We start from the raw sequence: 18,409 nt of genomic DNA on the forward strand, positions 1-18,409 counted from the left end.
CGTAATTTGGTAATGAACTGTTGAATGTGTCGTGATTGCCACTTCTGGTAAACTTCCTAATGGAGCAGTGATATAATTATACATCATCAAACCTTTCATTAAAAAAGACCAGCTAAAGGAATTGCCTTTAGCTGGTCTTTCAATGCGCAGATGAAAAATCTTCTCGTTTGATTAATCTGACCAACAAGTATGATCTACTTACTACCTTTTGCTATATAAAGTAATTTTGGCACATCCTTAATAAATACATCCAATACTCCGTCTGCAATTTTAACTGGCCCTTCAAAGCGAGTTGCGCCTGGTGTTGATGGAATAACAGCTGCCTTTTTAGCGAGTTCTTCAGCTTGTTCAAAATAACTGATACTATTGCTTTTACCCATTTCTAACTCCTGCAAACCTATGACAACAGATTCTAAAGCCTCTCCCCATATTGCCATCGCATCTAACCAAGGCCCAGCTTCACGGACAAAACCCTTATCGATTGTTCCTGAACGAATAATATCTGGAGCATTTCTAAATTCTTGAGCATGATTTACTAGACTTTTAATAGCCTGCGCACGGTCTTCTTTATTACCATACGAAAGGGCATCTCTAAACTGATCTAGAATTAACTTTAATGATGGTGCTTGCACTTGCCAAGGGTGAGTTCCAAATGTTGGGGCTAAGTGCTGGGTATCAAAAAACAGCAATAATGCTTGAGTGGTTTTTGGATTATTTCCAGCTAATTGACGCGCAGCAAATGTCCAAGTACGAGAAGCATCGTAATCTTGATCATTCCAGGCAAAAGCAGCCACTCCCGTTATGGCCACTCTACTAGCAGCTTCCTGATTCATTGGATTGGACAAAATGCCAGCAAGCTGTTTTGATAATCCTGCTTCCCTTCTATCGTATGGCGCTAAAAGAAGTCTTCCTTTAGATTCTGCATAGTCATTTACAGGATAATTATCCCAGAGCAATGTTGGTTTTCCAAAAACCTTAGTAGCTGCTTTTGCATCATTTATAGAAATTGATGGCGGAACGACATCAGTACCTGTCCATTGAACAACGATATCTTGATTTAAATTTTTACGCAATGCGGCTTTATATGGGGTTTCTTTAGCATCATAATACTCGGTGGGAACCATAATTAAATTTGGCGCCTCAGGATCTACTCCCTTGATATAGTCCTGCAATTTATTTAATAAGGATGATTGTGCCACAGCGGCAGCTTCGGGGCCCGATTTCCCAAAAGTGATCGAGTCTTGATTACAGTTCCATTTTTGATATTCAATATCATCTAATGCCAAATAAAAACTACGCACACCCACACTTCTTAAGGCATTTACCTTGTCTTTTAATAGATCAAAATCTGTTTTACATGAAAAACAAATCGTTGGACCAGGTGATATTGCATAAACAAAGTTGATATGATTATCGGTTGCAATCTTTGCTATACGACCAAGTTCTGATAATGTGTCTGCTGGATAAGGCTCTCTCCATCTATCTCTAGCATAAGGATCATCTTTTGGCGTATATACGTAGGTATTGGCTTTAACAGAGGATAAAAATAATAAATGTTGCTCGCGCTCTAGCATAGTCCAGGGTTTCCCGTAAAATCCTTCCACAGAACCTCGGATAGGCTGAGCTGGGTAATCTTGAATCAATAATGATGGAAAGAAAGCGTTTGTAATTAACTGTGCAAAGCTTTGTGTGGCATGAAATAGACCATGCGCATCATGCCCCATTAGTGAAATTAAAAATCCTTGATCTTTTTTTCCACTAGAAATTACGTAACCTTCTTTATGCGAATCTAAAATTCCTTTGTGATTGCTAATAAGAGCTTTTCCGTCTCCATTTTTGCTCTCTCCTAAAACTACTACTGTACCTCGAATTGACTTTGGAATCTTTTGGGTTGTATTTACATTCTTCACTCCTGCCTTGTTCAGCATCTTTACTACTGCAGTTTTAGTATACTCACTAACCTCTGGTAATGCGACTAAAGTAACGGCCTGTCCAAGAGGAAAGCTCTCGCCTTGAAGTTCCATAAACACAGGTGAGGGAAATATAGAGGGAAGGGTTGATACCGTAGCGGTTTCAAAATTCTTTTGCTGAGCATACCCAAATTTTAAACTTCCGCTTAAAATAACTGCCCCTAATAAACCATATATAATTCTTTTATTCATCATTAAATTAAGTTTAATTTGTACGCTAATTAATAGCATAAATTTCAAAAATAATATAATTCACCCATATAACTTCCTTGTATGTGATTTATTACATAATCAAACTCACCGTAAGTGCATCTTAAATTAAAATTGATTAGTATGACAACGATACCATAGATAGAGAATGAAAAGTTGCTTCATGCGCTTCTTTTGAGAAAGAAAAAAGAATCTAGCCAGTTCAAACTTTCTTTTTTAATGGGTCAACGTGAATAGATAGGACATATAATCAATCATATAGAATGGGGTGAAGAACTGAGTTTAATTAATTTATATAGATGCAAAGGAATTTAAGCAATTATAAACTTTATACCTTTTAGGGTATAAAAAAACGTAATACATAAATATTATACCCGATTTGGTATAAAAACAAGATTTTTCTTATATTAATATCAGAAAAGGTATAATTATGGATTCAATCAGACTATTTGTTAAACAAAAGCGTAAGGAGTTAAAGCTTACTCAAGAAGATTTAGCGCTGAATGCTGGAGTAGGGCTACGTTTTGTACGTGATTTGGAACAAGGAAAGAAGACACTTCGTTTAGATAAAGTAAATGATGTTCTTGCGCTATTTGGGAAGGAAGTAGGGGTTGAAGATAAAAGTAGAGAATAATGGCACGTCAAGCTAAAATATATTATCAAGATCAATTAGCAGGTTATCTTATTGAAGGTGATGGAGGGTATGTGTTCAAATATGAGAAGCAAGGACATATCCCAAACACAGCGCATAAAAAAAAGCGACTCTTTTGGAGTCGCTTTTTAGTAGCCCGTAGGGGAATCGAACCCCTGTTTCTAGAATGAAAATCTAACGTCCTAACCCCTAGACGAACGGGCCTTTTTGTGTTTCGGTGTGCAAATATAGAAAGTATATTTAATTTACCAAAATAAATATGATAAAATTATTTATTTCTCTAAAAATTGTATCTTTAGATACACAACAAACCAAACAACTTATTCATTGATGAACATTCAACCATATAAAAAGTCCATTTGGCTGTCCACCACAATGGCTTTGCTGACGGCAAATCTATTTGCACAGTCACCATCAAATATTGAAAATAAAATTTCAGTGCGCTGGGAAGTTCCGACAGGAAAAAGCCTAAAAAAGAATCCAACCTCTAAATTGATCATACAAAATAATGACAGCCAGCAACTGGCGCTCAAAGATTGGTCGCTATGGTTTAATTTTATCCGTGGAATAGATGCCAAATCTGTTGACTCCCGATTTAAATTGTCTCATCGTAATGGAGATCTTTTCCAGATCGAGTTTGCGAAAAGCAACCTCACATTAAAACCGAAAGATACCATCGAGATCAATTTCACGACACTAGGTGGCTTGATTAATTATACGGATGGTCCTATTGGTCTTTACATTAGCTATGACGACAAAGGGACTTATGCGGACATCAAAAAATATGATGCACAAAAAAACACATTTACACAGGAACAACAAAGAACTTACTTAGAACAGAAGTTTGCCAGTAATGCACTCCTTGCAAACGGTAAACAACAAGATATCTTACCCTTACCTGCAAAAATTACTGTTGACAGAACAAAATCTTTAAAACTGACCAATACGATTTCCATCAGTAATGATCCCGAATTTAATAATGAAACCGCATTATTCATTCAATTCCTGCAAGAACAAACGGCTGTAAAAGGTCAAAAGTCTCCAAACAGAGAAGCACAAATTAAAATCGTCAAGGAAACAGGATTTGCTGATGAAGCTTATGCTTTGAACATCGATAGCAAAGGAATTGAGATTAAAGCAAGTACTGCAACAGGAGTATTCTATGGCTTGCAATCCTTAAAGTCTTTACTTCCTGCTACAGATTGGAACAGCAAGAACAAAACATTAAATTTCCCGTATGCCCAGGTAAAAGATCAACCTCGTTTCCCATACCGTGGTTTTATGCTGGACATCGCCCGTAATTTCCATAGCAAAGCGGAGGTACTCCGTATCCTGGATGCGATGGCCCAATACAAACTCAATAAATTTCACTTTCATTTTATCGATGATGAAGGCTGGCGTTTAGAAATACCGGGACTACCTGAATTGACTGAGATAGGGAGTGTACGATCTGCCAACTATAAAGACGGGAATGCGATACAACCTGCCTATGGATCGGGCGCTGCAACTAAAGAGAAACAATACCTCAGCACGCAAGACTATATGGATATTTTGAAATATGCGGCCGCTAGACATATTGATGTGATCCCTGAAATTGAAACTCCAGGGCATGCACGTGCTGCGATAAAATCAATGGAAGCGCGATACCATAAACTAAAGAAAGCTGGAGATTTAAAAGCTGCTGAAGAATATGTATTACATGACCCAGAAGACAAGTCGATTTATAACTCAGCACAGAACTGGAATGACAATGTATTAAATCCGGCCTTACCTTCGTCATACCATTTTTTAAGTAAAGTCATCGATGAGATAAAAAAAATGCATGATCAAGCAGGTGTACCTTTAAAAGTGATCGATCTAGGTGGTGATGAAACTCCTGCTGGTGCATGGGAAAAGTCTCCTAAAATCGAGGCTTTTATGAAAGAAAATAATATCTCTTCTGTACATGATGTGTGGCCATATTACATCAACCGTATTAATGAATTGTGCCACTCCAAAGGTTTGATTATGTCGGGTTGGGAAGAAATGGGGATGAAAAATTTCGGAAAAGGAATGGATGTAAATCCTGCACTTGCAGATCATAGTATCAACTTAAATGTTTGGAACAACCTGATTGGTGGTGGACAGGAAGATTTGGCTTATCGCTTGGCAAATGCGGGCTACAAAGTTGTCTTTACTTCTGCTTATAACAACTATATGGATATGACCTGGGATCATAACTTTGCTGAACCTGGACACAGCTGGGTAGGCTTGGTTGACATCAATAAAACATACTCTTTTGCTCCGGAAAATTACTACATCAACCTTGTTAAAGACAATTCAGGAAATGATTTACCGAAAGATTTTGCAAAAAACAAAGTGCATCTGACTGAAAAAGGTAAAGCAAATTTCTTAGGTGTCAAAGCTGCTCTTTGGTCTGAAAAAATCAATAATGATATCCGTCTTGAGGAAATGATCTTTCCACGTTTATTGGCTGTTGCCGATCGTGGATGGGCTCCTGAACAAAGCTGGGAGAATGGCGAAAATTTTGACAGTCAGACTTATCAAAAAGGTTATGCTGCCTTTATGCAGAAGTTAGGAAACGATGAATTGAAGAAATTGGACAAATTAAATAAGGGATATCATTACCGAATTCCTGCTGTTGGAGTTAAACTGGAAAATGGAAAATTGGTAGCAAATACCGATTACCCCGGTTTCAAAATTTATTATACAGAAGATAATACTGAGCCGACTTTAAAATCAAAAGAATACAAAGGCGCGATTCCTCTTAACAATAAATCAACCTACAAGTTCAGAACAATCACACAAAACGGTGGTCTGGGTATTGTATCCACCTACTAAGGGTAGAGTTGATCTGATGCAAAAACAGGCATTAAGATGGTGGTCATTTACGTAGGATAATGCCAAACACAACTCTGAATTGCTAAATGTAAAACAAAGAGACCAGAAAGTTAAAAAATTCTGGTCTCTTTATTTTGAAAGGAATAACTTCAAAATGCCTATCCAATTTTATTCCGTTTTCATAATACTGCATTTGTTATGTTCATCGCTATTAACAGCTTATAGAGCGATATTTTTATTTTTTATCGACAGAGTATTTACCTGGACCGATAAATAAGAGTCCTAAAAACACACAGCATAATTCAATCGCATGGGATGCCCCTTTAATTCCATCTCCTTTACCAAGATGAAAAAGCGCGGCAACAATCATGGTAAATGCGAGAAAAAGTAAAGTCGGTCTCGTCCAAAGTCCTATCAATAGAAATAGTCCACCGACTCCTTCAGTGATGGCCGCCATAAATCCCCAGAAAACAGGTAAAAAATGGATGCCTAAAACTCCCATAGAACCGCCCAACTTCGTCCATGTCTCTACTCCCCCCATCATCTTTGGAAATCCATGAACAATCATCATCACGCCCAGTCCAACACGCATGATCAATAAACCGAAATCTTTGTATTTTCCTAAAGTTTGAAATATGGCCATAGTATTTAATCGATATATGTTAATGAAACCTTGTTTTTTGTTGTCTTTAATTTGACTTTCTTCCCAAAAACTAATGCATGATTGTCATCAATATGACCTGCAGGATAAGCAAATGCAATAGGAAAATCTGCTTCCCTTACTTTATCCATCACAATTTCAGATACAGATTGTCCAAATGAAGGATCAGCATCTTTCATCCCGGAAAAACCACCTACGATCAAACCCTTCAATTTTTTAAATTTACCAGCACGCTTCAGCGCCCATAACATCCGATCTACACTATAGAAAGTCTCACCTACATCTTCAATGAATAAGATCTTATCATCGTAATTGACATCTGACTCAGATGCTAACACAGATAGAAGAATAGCTAAATTTCCTCCAATAAGGATACCTTCAGCCTCTCCTGCTCGATTAGGGAATTCTTCTTGCTGATATGAATAGTCGACCGCATCTCCAAAAAGTGCAGCTTTCAGTGTTTCCAAAGAAGCGGCAGTACCAGCTTCAAAGGATTTGGGCATCTGTCCATGGATGGTCGGAATAGAAAATTGACCTTGGATATGACTGTGAAGTACCGTGATATCACTAAACCCAACAATCCATTTGGGCTGTTTTTTAAACCTCGAAAAGTCAAGCCGATCGATAATGCGCACACTACCATATCCACCGCGTGCTGCAAAAACAGCTTTGATCGATTGATCATCTAAAGCCCATTGCAGATCTTCAGCCCTTTGACGGTCATCTCCAGCAAATTGATGGTACGCCGCGGTGACAGTCTTGCCCACAAGCACCTCCAGACCCCAAGATTCTAATATTTTAACAGCTACATCTATATTTCCTCGAATAAAACTTGCAGGACAGACAATTGCGACTTTATCGCCTGCTTTAAGAAATTCAGGTATTTTCGTCATAATCTTTATTTTAATACCGCAAATTGAATTATCTTTGTCAAAGAAACAAACATTTGCTTTGTTTTTTTATTTCGCTAACAATTAATTTACTGTATAGCATTGAGTAATATATCCAAAAAACGTTACACCATTACATCTGCATTGCCTTATGCTAATGGTCCTTTGCATATTGGCCATTTGGCCGGCGCATATATCCCTGGCGACATTTTCGTGCGTTATTTACGCCTAAACGATAAAGACGTCGTATATGTCTGTGGTTCTGATGAACATGGAGCTGCCATTACCATACGTGCAAAAAAAGAAGGTATCACACCACAAGAAATCATTGATAAATACAATACTCAGATCAAAGAAAGCTTTGAAGAATTTGGTATTTCGTTCGATATCTATCACCGCACTTCCGAGCCTATCCACCATGCGTTGTCTCAAGAGTTCTTTTTGAATTTATATGAAAAAGGGGAATTCATCGAGAAGTTCTCAGAGCAATATTATGATGAAGATTTTAATCAATTTTTAGCAGATCGCTATATCGTAGGGACATGTCCAAATTGTAAGTCCGAAGGAGCATATGGGGATCAGTGCGAGAAATGTGGTACTTCATTAAGTCCGACAGATTTGATAAACCCAATATCGACTTTGAGTGGAAAAACTCCAGTATTAAGAAAAACGAAGCACTGGTACTTACCATTGGATAAATACCAACCTTGGTTAGAGAAATGGTTGATCGAAGGTAAAAAAGATGTTTTAAAATCAAATGTTTTTGGACAGTGTCAATCTTGGTTGAAATCAGGATTACAACCCCGTTCTATGACACGTGACTTGGACTGGGGAGTAGATGTTCCACTGAAAGAAGCGGCGGGCAAAAAACTATATGTATGGTTAGATGCTCCTATTGGCTACATCTCAGCGACAAAACAATGGGCTATAGACAACGGTAAAAACTGGGAAAATTATTGGAAAAAACAAGAAAATCCAGAAGATGATTCTTGCTTGATCCATTTTATTGGAAAAGACAATATCGTATTCCACTGTATTATCTTTCCTGCGATCTTACATGCTCATGGGGAGTATATTCTTCCAGACAATGTACCAGCAAACGAATTCTTAAATCTGGAAGGTGATAAATTATCGACTTCTCGTAATCATGCGGTATGGCTGCACGAGTATTTAGAAGAATTTCCTGGAAAACAAGATGAATTACGCTATGTATTAACTTCTATTCTTCCAGAGACATCTGATAGTGAATTTACATGGAAAGATTTCCAAGCGCGGGTGAACAATGAACTGGTTGCCATCTTTGGTAACTTTGTCAACCGTGTCATGGTGCTATCGCATAAATATTTTGACGGAAAAGTATTAAGTGGATCTCCTTTAAATGAAGTAGATCAAAATGTTTTTGCTGAATTGGCAAAGTTCCCGGATGCGATCACAGGTTCAATCCAACAATATCGTTTCCGTGAAGCATTAGCACAATTTATGAATGTGGCTCGACTAGGAAATAAATATCTGGCAGATGAGGAACCGTGGAAAGTCATCAAAACTGATGAAGAGCGTGTAAAAACAGTTTTAAATGTAGCGACTCAGATCGTTGCCAATTTAGCTGTTTTAGCGCAACCGTTTCTTCCTAAAACAGCGACTAAGCTGTTCGAGATGCTTGATTTTTCTCAGGTGAATTGGGCTGATGCAGGTAGGGCTGATTTGATTGCAGATGGGCATCAACTGAGTGAAGTACAATTATTGTTTGAAAAAATAACTGACGAGCAAGTCGAGTTTCAATTAAACAAATTGGCTGAAGCGAAAATCGCAAATGCAGCTGCAAATGTCAAAACAGAACCCGCTAAAGCAAATATTGCTTTTGAGGACTTTACAAAACTTGATATCCGTGTGGGTACGATCTTGGAAGCAGAGAAAGTAGCCAAAACGAAAAAGTTATTGAAAATAAAAATAGATACAGGTATAGATCAACGTACAGTAGTCTCTGGAATTGCAGAATTCTTCGCTCCAGAAGATATCATTGGTAAACAGGTATCGATACTGGTTAATCTTGAACCTCGAGACATCAAAGGAATCACTTCACAAGGGATGATCTTAATGGCAGAGGATGCGGATGGACGTTTGGATTTTGTCAATCCAACAACAGCCATTAAACCAGGCAGTACCATTAGATAATACTTTTTAAACAAGAAAAGGGAACTTAGCGTTCCCTTTTCTTGTTTAAAATAAAATGGCATTCAGCTTTTTATTAAACTCTTTTTCACCAAGCCAATCGTAAACGGAAGTTTTTAATTTGGCAATCACTGCTGCTTTCGGCTCTGCTACCACTTTCTTTTTCTTGGTCAGCACCTTGGATACTGGAGTATTGTTGAGCTCTACCTTGGTGGCAAACATATTGATATTCATACTAGGTATAGAAACTCCTAATATCATACCTGGTAGACCATGGATAAGTTCTGGTCCTGTAGGAACAGGGATCTGATTAGCGAAGAATGCAACGACATAGATGGAATCTTGAATAATTCCGTTTGCCCGGCGACAATCATATCCTGCAATATTACGATACTCATCCGTATATTTCCACTTCACTGTGGGCAATGAATCTTTCATTAATAACTCTTCATCACCGAAAGGCAACAACTTGAGGAAACTGTTTTCCTTAACGTTGATGTATGTTTTCGAGTCACTAATAAATGGACTATACCAAGACACATTGCGATAATTGGCAGGATACTCTTCTTGTATCGTTTCAAAAAGAGTTTCTTCATCGAAGAACTTCAAGCTATGGTGCGTAATCATCTCTACAGGTCCCGATTTGACCGCCTGCTCTATACTGATCTTATCCCAGGTACCCAAATCTGGCTTATTTAAATAATTGCGCTTCAGGTAGTTTTGTAAGTGAAATTTCCGCTCATATGTAATCGTTCCACTGCTCGGGAAAAAGGCATACTGTGCAGAGGCACTTGCCATAAAACAGACTAATAACAGCAATACTACAATATATTTTCTCATCTTATTTTCCTCCTTTCATAGTTGTAAAATTATAAATCACTTTCAACATGCCATAGCGATGCAACACTTCATTGCTGGACTGAATAAAGGATGTTCCACTTTGATACCGATTGATACCACTATTCTTATTTAAGATATCGTTGACAAAAAGTTGTGCTTCTAATGATTTATCTTTAAAGAACTTTTTAGATATATAACCATTCATATTGACAATATTGATCGATTCCAAGGTTTGGGTTGCGCTCTTATAATTTTGACGCCCCTCCAATGATATTTTAAAATCCTTTGGTAGATAATATGTTGCTCTACCAAACGTATTCATTTTGAAAGATGTTCTACTTAATTCCGGCTGTAAAGAAGAGCTTAGATTTTCAACCCCTGGACTAATTGATATATAAAAATCCATTTTATTAGCTTTAGAACGATTAAGCCCTATGCTAGGAGAGAGATTCAAACTTTCATTTTGATTTAGCTGAGGCTCTGTTCTACCGATTGATAAATAGCTGTACTGACTATAATAATCAATGTTAGCCCCAAGATTCAAATTTAATCCCCATTTTTTATGCAGTACAAATCGATATCCTGTACCCCCGTATATATTCCAGCTCGCCTTATCAACATTAACATATTTAATATCCTGCCTACCATCTGCATAATAGGTCACCCGACTCGATATATTGTCGATCCCTTGTGAACCATTTAAATACACATAGATACTTTGATCTTTAAGCTGCTTATAAGAATTAAATTCTAAAGAGTAATTATTATTAAAGCCGGCTTTTAAATCAAAATTATCTAAATACTGTACCAATTGCTGTGAGTTTTGTTTTAATGGCTCAATCTGCGTAAGTGAGGGTTGTACCGTTCTACCCGAATACCTAAAATAAATGCTTTTGCTTTTGGTTATTTTATAATTTCCAGAAAAACTTGGTCGAATAGACGTTTGATTACGTTGAAGTGTGGTCCCCAAATTATTATATGCTCGCTTCACATCCTCATAATCCAATTGATTACTCAAATTAACGGTCAGCTTACTATCCTTATAATTAAGAGAAGTATTCAATCCATTTTTTATACTCGTAAAATCAAAATCATTAAGGATGCGCTCATCTAATACCGTATATTCACCAGTGACGGGGTCTTGATCAAAAGATTGATTTAAGGTTTCTGATGTATTGTTAAGGAATGAATATCCGAGAGAAGCAGTTAACCTTTTAGACAAAGGTTCGGTAAACGTCATCGATGCCCCAAAGTTGGTATTTTTATTTTTATCACGCTTAAATTGATCAATTGTAGCCGTACTATCTTTCACCTTAAAATAGGTTCCTGAAAAATAATTTGTTTTACCATCGCTTTGATTAGTATTTGTATTTAGAGCTACAGTCAACGATCTTCTTTCTTTTTTAAAACGACGGGTGAGCAAAAGATCTATATTGAATCTCTCTTGATCGCTTTTTACTCTATTTCGAGCGTTCGTTTGAGTGATTGTATCCCCCTCTATCGTCTGCTGTCCACCAAATGTCTCAGAAAAATTATCGCGTTGTGATTTATTAAACCCCATCTTCACAGTCATGTCGGTCAAGGAATCTAATTTATAATCATAGCGCAGATTAGCAGCATTTACCCGGCTCTCATTATCAGAATTTGTTTTGGAATTGTCAATACGTGCTTGATCAGGAAGATTATTCTGTGCAAGGTAAGTACTCGTATTCGTGACATTAAGTTGATTGCGTTTGTAGTTAACATTGATCTTATGCTTATCATTGGCTGTTTTATCGGAATAACTAGCTCCAAAATTAAGTGCTTTTGGTACTCCACCTCCGTAATAATTACCATCAAATCCACCATCTGAACCATCGCCTCCCGAAATCATAATACCTCCGCCATCCATCATCTCGACATTACCAGATCCACCTACACCATATTTCTGACCATCTTCAAAGCCCAACCCCACCATACCGTCATTGGCTGAAATACCAAATACAGCAATCTTTTGATTACCACTAAATCTATTGGCCATCACTTTTCCACCATAATAATTATCGGTACCACCCCCTGCGGTAGCCTGTCCAAACATTCCCTTTTTGCTATCAGCCTTTAGTTTGATATCAATAGTCTGTGTCCGTTCACCATCATCGACACCTGTACGGTCAGCTAAATCTGATTTCTTTTCGTATACCTGCACTTTACTGACCATATCCGACCGGATATTTTTGGTGATGAGTGTTGGATCATCACCAAAAAACTCTTCGCCATCCAATAAAACTTTTTTCACTTCTTTTCCATTGGCCGTGATTTTTCCATTTGCGTCAATGGTCATACCTGGCAGAACCTTTAAAAGATCTTCCACTTTTGCATCCTTCTCTACTTTGAAGCTACCGGCATCATATTCTACTGTATCTCCTTTAATAACAATAGGAATGCGACCAGTTACTTGTGCTTCTTCTAACAGTAAAGCTGCTTTTGACAATTTAATAGGTCCAAAATCAATAGTCTCTTGACCTACCTTAATGTCCTTTACAAAATCAACATATTGAGGAAAAGATACAATAAATCGATACGATCCAGTATCTATTTTTGGAAAGCTAAAATCTCCGTTTTCTTTTGTTCTCACAAACTTTACTAGTACAGAGTCCTTAGCATTTAATAACACAACAGCAGCTTTTCCGAGTTTTCCCCCATCCTTCGAATCAACAATCTCTCCCGATATTTTTGTTTGTGCTTGCGCTGAATTGGTCATCATAAATGAGCACAGCAGTACTATGCTCCAATAGAGTTTGGCCATTAGGTTTGGTTTATAATTATTAAAAACTAAAGATATAGTTTAAATACGATTTAATCGTATGATTTTTGTTAAATTTTCGTTAAAAATAAAAAAGGTCGAATTAGTTGACTAATTCGACCTTTTTTATCATATGTTTAATTTAACTAGCGCTCTTCTGTTATGTCCAAGTTTAATTGTTTTTCTTTATTAATTAAACTCGCAACACTCGTATCGTTTAGTATTTGTAGCATCGCATTACGGACTTCGACAAAAGTATCCCGTATACCACAAGCATGTTCTGTAGTACATTCATCACACGAACGGTAAAAATTAAGACTCACACAAGGTAATAAAGCAATAGGGCCATCAATCAACCGCATCACCTGTGATAGATAAACATCTTCAGGTGCTTTATTCAGACTGTATCCACCGCCTGCGCCTTTCTTGCTATATAAAATTCCTGCATTACGCATTTCTAACAATATCTGTTCTAAAAATTTCTTCGGAATATTTTCTTCCTCCGCAATTTTTACGATCTGCATCGGATCTTTTCCGTAGTTCCTACCTAAAACCATTAAGGCTTTAATTGCATATTTTGTCTTTTTAGAAAGCATACTCTTAAATCAAATTTATCTACAAACTTAGATAAATTTGTTCTATTTACAATTTTAATTGCATTGTATATAAAAACAAATTTATTCGTTTGAGTGTTTTTTATCGGTGTCTGATGATTGTTTTTCAATTATCAGACACGGTTTGCTATTAATAAATATCGTGTAGCAGAACTTTAATAAATGTTATTTACCATATAGCACTAGAAGCAGTACTACTGCCCTAGCACTTCTACAATAGGTGTACCAATACTACCATTAGGCTCCATGACATGCAATAATGCCGCGAGTGTAGGTGCAATATCAGTTACGTTAACTGCTTTATTAGACACCCCATGCTTGATACCCCATCCCATAAATACTAGTGGTATATGAGAATCAAAACTCGACCAAGTACCATGTGTTGTACCTGTAGAACGAGGTGTACCGTCATACCATTGCGGTTCTACCACAATCTGAATAACACCACTACGTTTTATATTGTATCCATTTATAGCTTTTTCACGAATAGCCATTGGCGCCTGCAACGCATCTCCTTTTGACATATCAAATACAAATGCAACACCATCTTGTTTTTTCAAATACTTGATGATATCCGTTTTGATCGCTTCTTCATCAAGTTTTAAAGTTTCAATTTTTTCATTGTCCAAATGAACTTGGTAATTCATTAAACTTTTAACCAATTTTTCTTGACCAAATTTAGCTTTCAGATTTTCATTCAATGCCGTAATAATCTGTCTGCTTGGGAAATATCCACCATTTCCCTTCATATCCATAAAATAACGCGAATTATAAGATGCAGCATGATCCGCCGTTAGAAAGAATGTATAATTGCCAGCACCCACTGTCTTATCCAAATAATTGAAAAGATCAGCCAACTCATGATCCAGTTTTAAATAAATATCCTCAATCTCGACAGAAGAAAGCGAATAGCGGTGTCCCACGTAATCAGTTGCAGATAAACTGACACACAAAAAATCTGTGTTCTTGGTAGGATTATTACCCAGTTTTTCATGTTCAATCGCTGCTTTGGCTAAATCTAAAGTCAATGTATTGCCCATAGGTGTCGTTTTGATCAATTCATAACCTTCAGTCTCCATCAATTTGGATGTCGCCCGTGGTAATGTTGGACTCGCTTCACCAGCAAATTTTCCTTCATAAATATTATCATCGGCAATACTTGACGTATAGGTTGATAACGGATAAGAAGGTTTCCAATCCTGTTTTAAATATTTTTCAGCCAATTTTTTCTTATTAAAATCTGCTACCCAATTTGGCAATTTGTCCATGTAAAAATTACTGGTAATCCAATTACCAGATTTGGACTCAAACCAATAAGCAGCGTCAGCAAAATGACCTGCGGGCAAGATACCTCCACGATCTTTGATCGCAATACCAATCACTTTAGATTGAAAATTGGTTGCTAATTTCAGTTGATCTGTGATGGTAGAAGCAAGAAGATTACGAGGCGATTGTTTTCCTTCGGATTCCGTAGTCCCTACACCGATGACATTGTCATCTTGCGTACAATACATTGGTTTGCCCGTCTGCTCCATAATCCAATCATTACCAGCAATACCGTGAATCGCGGGTACCGATCCCGTGTAGACCGAGCTATGCCCAATTGCGGTATAAGTAGGGATATAGTTAATCAATGTGTTCTCACAAGAAAATCCTTCATTCAACAGTCTTTTGAAACCACCTTCACCATAACGTTCAGCAAATCGGTACAAATAATCCCAACGCATTTGGTCAACCATAAGACCAACGACTAATTTTGGACGTTCTGGCGACTGTGCAAAGGTTGTCAAACTACTCAACCCTACGCACATCATTATTAACATTTTTTTAATCATGTCTTTTATTTTGTTTAGGCTATAAATGTAAAATTAATTCGTTAAATGCGTTTGCAAATATTGCCCTGTATAAGAATCTTTACATTTGACTAAGTCTTCTGGTAGTCCTGCAAAAACTAATTTTCCTCCTTTATCACCACCTTCTGGACCGATATCAATAACCCAATCTGCGGATTTAATCATATCCATATTATGTTCGATAACCAAAATACTATTCCCCAAATTAATCAATGCCTCAAACGATTTCAATAGTTTTTTGATATCATGAAAATGAAGACCTGTTGTCGGTTCATCAAATATGAAGAGTGTTTTCTTGCTGTTGTTTCCTTTAATCAAAAACGACGCTAATTTGATCCGCTGTGCCTCACCTCCAGATAACGTACTGGAAGATTGTCCCAATTTTACATAGCCAAGACCAACATCTTGTAGAGGTTGTAGTTTGGATAAGATCTTAGGTTGATCGGAGAAGAATACAATAGCCTCATCGACACTTAATGCTAAAATGTCCGAGACAGATTTACTTTTATATTGAACATCAAGTACATGCTGTTTAAAACGTTTTCCATCACAAGCCTCACATGGCAATACAATGTCTGCCATAAACTGCATCTCGATCTTCACCTCGCCTTCACCTTGACAGACATCACAACGACCACCTTCTACGTTAAATGAAAATGCAGCAGGTTTCAGACCTTCGGCTTTGGCAGCTGGTAAATTTGAATATAGGGCTCTGACCTCATCCCATGCCTTCACGTACGTAACCGGGTTGGATCTAGAGGAACGACCGATCGGATTTTGATCGACCATTTCTATTTGTTCTACCTGCTCGATATCACCTTCAATACCGTCATAGACACCTGTTTGCTCACCAGAATAGTTTCCGATCGCTTTCTGTAAAGCCGGATATAAGATTCTTTTTACTAAAGATGTTTTTCCAGAACCTGAAACACCAGTAACAACAGTAAAATTGTTCAAAGGAAAAGTAACATCGATGCCTTGTAGATTATTTTCATGTGCACCTTTAACGGTAATGGAATTATTCCAAGACCGTCTTTTGGTAGGAATAGTGATGTTTTCCTGACCACTGAGATACTTTCCGGTTAAACTTCTTTTATCTTTAAGGATCTCGTTGTAATGCCCCGCAAAAACCAATTCTCCACCATTCACTCCCGCTTCCGGACCGATATCAATCAAATAATCGGCTGCTTCCATCATTTCTTGCTCATGCTCCACTACAATAACGGTATTTCCAATATCACGTAGTGATTTCAATACCCCGATAAGCCTTTGTGTGTCGCGTGGATGTAAACCAATACTTGGCTCATCCAATACGTAGATCGAGCCGACTAATGAACTCCCTAATGAAGTGGCTAAGTTGATCCGTTGAGATTCACCTCCGGAAAGCGAATTAGAAAGACGGTTGAGCGTCAGATAACTTAAACCAACATCACATAAAAACTGCAACCTACTTTCAATTTCTGACAACAAGCGTTTCGCAATCAAAAGGTCATTTCCTTTTAGTTCTAATCTTTGAAAGAATTCCAAAGCTTTATCCAAAGGCATCAAAACGATATCCGTGATGGACTGATCGCCAACTTTAACATAAGTAGCATCATGACGGAGACGCGAACCATGGCACTCGGGACAATCTGTTTTACCACGATACCGTGATAACATGACGCGATATTGAATCTTATAAGTCTGCTCTTCAAGTTCTTTGAAAAATTGATTTAAACCCGCAAAATATTTATTTCCTGTCCAAAGAATTTTCTTTTGTGCTGCTGTTAGATCGGAATAGGAACGATGTATCGGGAAGTCAAATTTTAAAGAAACTTTGATCAATGCTTGCAGCCATTCTCCCATCTTCTCACCTCTCCAAGGTGCGATTGCACCATCGTATACGGATCGGCTTTTATCAGGGATAACGAGATCTGGATCAATACCAATAACCTTACCGTAACCTTCACAACGACGACAGGCCCCATATGGGTTATTGAAACTAAAGAAATTGGCGGTTGGTTCTTCAAATAAAATACCATCCAATTCAAAGCGATCGGAGAAATGATGCAATTCACCTTCGACATCAATTGAACAATTTCCTTTTCCTTCAAATAAAGCCGTCTGAATGGAATCTGAAAGGCGGTTTAACGTATCATCATCCGATTCGATGCGAACACGGTCTGTAACAATCTCGATCTCTCCTTCTTTAATACTTTTATTTTCGACCTTCTTATTGTCGATAATACTCTCTATTTTCTGCAATTCACCTTGATACTTGATCCTCACAAAACCCTTTTGCAATAATAAAGAGAGCTCTTCTTTCAATTTCCGATCATTGGTCGGTATTAAAGGTGCATAAATCGTAATGGAAGTTCCTTCTTCTAAAGAAGTAGCAAAATCAACAATACTCGAAACCGTATCTTTTGTCACGAGTTGTCCGGATACGGGAGAATAGGTCTTCCCGATACGTGCATATAATAGTTTCAGATAATCGTAGATTTCTGTCGAGGTACCGACGGTAGAACGTGGATTGCTGGTAATCACCCGTTGTTCGATTGCAATCGCTGGAGCAATACCTTTGATGTTGTCTACTTCAGGTTTGTTCATCCTTCCCATAAACTGGCGGGCATAAGACGATAGACTCTCGACATAACGACGCTGTCCCTCTGCATACAAAGTATCAAAAGCTAAAGAAGATTTTCCCGAGCCTGACATACCTGTTATAACAACCAGCTTATTTTTGGGGATATCGACATCAATATTCTTTAAATTATTGACTTTTGCCCCTTTTATTTGAATATAATTTTTCGGACTATTATCCTGTGTCTTCGCCATTTATAAATTCCAATCTAATTTGTTTCAATCTGACATACAGATAAAAACAAAAATAAGGATTTAAAAATCCTTATTAATAATATGGACTAAGAAAAGCCCAATATTTTACA

Annotated in this window: 11 protein-coding genes and 1 tRNA gene; 3 read left to right on the forward strand and 9 right to left on the reverse strand. The window is 37.4% G+C overall.

The window, feature by feature from the left end:
* Positions 1-194: 194 nt before the first annotated feature.
* Positions 195-2,165, reverse strand: coding sequence for a beta-N-acetylhexosaminidase family protein (locus B3P23_RS19015; protein ID WP_293928777.1), 1,971 nt, complete (start codon positions 2,163-2,165; stop codon positions 195-197).
* Positions 2,166-2,610: 445 nt separating this feature from the next.
* On the opposite strand from B3P23_RS19015, the gene B3P23_RS19020 reads away from it, so the two are divergent.
* Positions 2,611-2,814 (forward strand): helix-turn-helix transcriptional regulator, encoded by a 204-nt coding sequence (locus tag B3P23_RS19020; RefSeq protein WP_293928779.1) that lies wholly within the window; start codon positions 2,611-2,613, stop codon positions 2,812-2,814.
* 150 nt (positions 2,815-2,964) lie between these two features.
* Here B3P23_RS19020 and B3P23_RS19025 read toward each other — a convergent pair.
* Positions 2,965-3,036 (reverse strand) — tRNA-Glu (locus B3P23_RS19025).
* 126 nt (positions 3,037-3,162) lie between these two features.
* Between B3P23_RS19025 and B3P23_RS19030 the strand changes: the two genes are divergently transcribed.
* Positions 3,163-5,673 carry a family 20 glycosylhydrolase gene (locus B3P23_RS19030; RefSeq protein WP_293928781.1) on the forward strand — a complete coding sequence of 837 codons (2,511 nt, stop codon included), beginning with the start codon at positions 3,163-3,165 and terminating at the stop codon, positions 5,671-5,673.
* Between the two features lie 235 nt (positions 5,674-5,908).
* On the opposite strand, the gene B3P23_RS19035 is transcribed toward B3P23_RS19030, so the two are convergent.
* Entirely contained in the window at positions 5,909-6,316 is a 408-nt protein-coding gene (locus B3P23_RS19035) for a DoxX family protein (protein WP_248755065.1), read from the reverse strand.
* A 5-nt stretch (positions 6,317-6,321) separates the two neighbouring features.
* Positions 6,322-7,227, reverse strand: a complete 906-nt coding sequence (locus B3P23_RS19040; RefSeq protein ID WP_248755066.1) for a S66 peptidase family protein — start codon at positions 7,225-7,227, stop codon at positions 6,322-6,324.
* Positions 7,228-7,326: 99 nt separating this feature from the next.
* Here B3P23_RS19040 and metG point away from each other — a divergent pair, with 99 nt between their 5' ends.
* Positions 7,327-9,396 (forward strand): methionine--tRNA ligase, encoded by a 2,070-nt coding sequence (metG, locus tag B3P23_RS19045; protein ID WP_248755067.1) that lies wholly within the window; start codon positions 7,327-7,329, stop codon positions 9,394-9,396.
* 45 nt (positions 9,397-9,441) lie between these two features.
* On the opposite strand, the gene B3P23_RS19050 is transcribed toward metG, so the two are convergent.
* The 5 genes from B3P23_RS19050 to uvrA form a co-directional block, all read right to left on the reverse strand.
* The gene (locus tag B3P23_RS19050) at positions 9,442-10,233 is read right to left on the reverse strand and encodes a GLPGLI family protein (protein WP_293928784.1); all 792 of its coding nucleotides are present in this window, start codon (positions 10,231-10,233) and stop codon (positions 9,442-9,444) included.
* A 1-nt stretch (position 10,234) separates the two neighbouring features.
* On the reverse strand, positions 10,235-13,018 hold the full coding sequence (locus B3P23_RS19055) for a TonB-dependent receptor (RefSeq protein WP_293928786.1): 2,784 nt from the start codon (positions 13,016-13,018) through the stop codon (positions 10,235-10,237).
* Between the two features lie 143 nt (positions 13,019-13,161).
* Positions 13,162-13,611, reverse strand: coding sequence for an RrF2 family transcriptional regulator (locus B3P23_RS19060; protein WP_045754669.1), 450 nt, complete (start codon positions 13,609-13,611; stop codon positions 13,162-13,164).
* 212 nt (positions 13,612-13,823) lie between these two features.
* Positions 13,824-15,443 (reverse strand): alkaline phosphatase PafA, encoded by a 1,620-nt coding sequence (gene pafA, locus B3P23_RS19065; protein WP_293928788.1) that lies wholly within the window; start codon positions 15,441-15,443, stop codon positions 13,824-13,826.
* 54 nt (positions 15,444-15,497) lie between these two features.
* A complete protein-coding gene (uvrA, locus tag B3P23_RS19070) occupies positions 15,498-18,299 on the reverse strand; it encodes an excinuclease ABC subunit UvrA (protein ID WP_293928790.1) in 2,802 nt (933 codons plus the stop codon).
* Positions 18,300-18,409: the final 110 nt, after the last annotated feature.

It is taken from the genome of Sphingobacterium sp. UBA6320, assembly GCF_002440335.1.
Classification (GTDB): Bacteria; Bacteroidota; Bacteroidia; order Sphingobacteriales; family Sphingobacteriaceae; genus Sphingobacterium.

Coding starts and splice junctions, on each gene's coding strand:
- B3P23_RS19015 (WP_293928777.1), bottom strand. CDS start 2,165: ATGATGAATAAAAGAATTATATATGGTTTATTAGGGGCAGTTATTTTA.
- B3P23_RS19020 (WP_293928779.1), top strand. CDS start 2,611: ATGGATTCAATCAGACTATTTGTTAAACAAAAGCGTAAGGAGTTAAAG.
- B3P23_RS19030 (WP_293928781.1), top strand. CDS start 3,163: ATGAACATTCAACCATATAAAAAGTCCATTTGGCTGTCCACCACAATG.
- B3P23_RS19035 (WP_248755065.1), bottom strand. CDS start 6,316: ATGGCCATATTTCAAACTTTAGGAAAATACAAAGATTTCGGTTTATTG.
- B3P23_RS19040 (WP_248755066.1), bottom strand. CDS start 7,227: ATGACGAAAATACCTGAATTTCTTAAAGCAGGCGATAAAGTCGCAATT.
- B3P23_RS19050 (WP_293928784.1), bottom strand. CDS start 10,233: ATGAGAAAATATATTGTAGTATTGCTGTTATTAGTCTGTTTTATGGCA.
- B3P23_RS19055 (WP_293928786.1), bottom strand. CDS start 13,018: ATGGCCAAACTCTATTGGAGCATAGTACTGCTGTGCTCATTTATGATG.
- B3P23_RS19060 (WP_045754669.1), bottom strand. CDS start 13,611: ATGCTTTCTAAAAAGACAAAATATGCAATTAAAGCCTTAATGGTTTTA.
- pafA (WP_293928788.1), bottom strand. CDS start 15,443: ATGATGTGCGTAGGGTTGAGTAGTTTGACAACCTTTGCACAGTCGCCA.
- uvrA (WP_293928790.1), bottom strand. CDS start 18,299: ATGGCGAAGACACAGGATAATAGTCCGAAAAATTATATTCAAATAAAA.